Origin of the sequence: Mesorhizobium sp. M2A.F.Ca.ET.037.01.1.1, assembly GCF_003998075.1 — a bacterium.
GTDB lineage: Bacteria > Pseudomonadota > Alphaproteobacteria > Rhizobiales > Rhizobiaceae > Mesorhizobium.
On the sequence record NZ_RZSA01001277.1, the window covers coordinates 1 to 1,553 of the forward strand.

The 1,553-nt window shown below is 60.1% G+C and carries 2 protein-coding genes; both read left to right on the plus strand.

Annotated elements, in window-relative coordinates:
• The coding region (locus tag EOA27_RS35885) for an amino acid ABC transporter permease (protein WP_145970813.1) at positions 1 to 588 on the plus strand (588 nt) is incomplete at its 5' end.
• A gap of 67 nt (positions 589 to 655) precedes the next feature.
• Positions 656 to 1,459 (plus strand): amino acid ABC transporter ATP-binding protein, encoded by an 804-nt coding sequence (locus EOA27_RS35890; RefSeq protein WP_126083217.1) that lies wholly within the window; start codon positions 656 to 658, stop codon positions 1,457 to 1,459.
• The last annotated feature ends 94 nt before the right edge of the window (positions 1,460 to 1,553 follow it).

Below are 1,553 nucleotides of genomic sequence, written 5' to 3' on the forward strand. Positions count from 1 at the left end.
CTGCCGATGGGCATCGTGCTGGCGCTCGGTCGGCGTTCGAAGATGCCGATCATCAAATGGCTCTGCGTCGTCTTCATTGAGACGGTGCGCGGCATTCCGCTGATCACGGTGCTGTTCTTCGCCAGCGTCATGCTGCCGCTGTTCCTGCCGGAAGGCGTCAGCTTCGACAAATACCTGCGGGCCCTGATCGGTGTCTCGCTGTTTGCCGCCGCCTATATGGCGGAAGTGATCCGCGGCGGCCTGCAGGCGATCCCGAAGGGCCAGTATGAAGGCGCCGATTCGCTCGGCCTCGGCTACTGGCAGAAGATGGGTCTGATCGTGCTGCCGCAGGCGCTGAAGCTGGTCATCCCAGGTATCGTCAACACCTTCATCGGCATGCTCAAGGACACCAGCCTGGTCCTGATCATCTCGATGTTCGACCTGCTCGGCGTGGTGAAGCAGAACTTCGCCGACCCCAACTGGGCGACGCCGCAGACCCCGAAATCCGGCCTGATCTTTGCCGCCTTTGTTTTCTGGCTGTTGTGCTTCGGCATGTCGCGCTATTCAATGTACACCGAACGCCGGCTCGACACCGGCTACAAACGCTGAGGCATGTCCCAAAACTGTGGAGCGATTTTGGGACATGCATCAAACACAACGATAAGGGGAATTGGCCATGTCCACCGAAAACGCCGTCAGCGCGGAAGACCTCAAGGTCAATGCCGGAAAGATGCATGTCTCGACCACCGACGTCGCCATCGACATTGTCGGTATGCACAAATGGTATGGCGAGTTCCATGTGCTCAAGGACATCAATCTCAAGGTGATGCGCGGCGAGCGCATCGTCATTTGCGGTCCGTCCGGCTCCGGCAAGTCGACCATGATCCGCTGCATCAACCGGCTGGAAGAGCATCAGAAGGGCAAGATCATCGTCGACGGCAAGGAACTCACCAACGATCTGAAGAAGATCGACGAGGTGCGCCGCGAGGTCGGCATGGTGTTCCAGCACTTCAACCTGTTCCCGCATCTGACCATCCTGGAGAACTGCACGCTGGCGCCCATCTGGGTGCGCAAGATGCCGAAGAAGCAGGCCGAGGAAATCGCCATGCATTTCCTCAAGCGCGTCAAGATCCCCGAACAGGCCAACAAATATCCCGGACAGCTCTCCGGCGGCCAGCAGCAGCGTGTGGCGATCGCGCGCTCGCTGTGCATGAACCCGCGCATCATGCTGTTCGACGAGCCGACCTCGGCGCTCGATCCCGAGATGATCAAGGAAGTGCTGGAGACGATGGTGGGCCTGGCGGAAGAGGGCATGACGATGCTGTGCGTCACCCACGAGATGGGCTTTGCCCGCAAGGTCGCCAACCGGGTGATCTTCATGGATCAGGGCCAGATCGTCGAGCAGAACACGCCGGCCGAGTTCTTCGACCATCCGCGCCATGAGCGGACGAAACTGTTCCTGTCGCAGATCCTGCACTGAGCGGGAACAGTTTCCTGGGAGGTGGCTCGTGCCCGTGCCTTCGTCATCCTAGGGCGGAGCAAGGAGCGAAGCGACGCGCGCAGACCCTAGGATC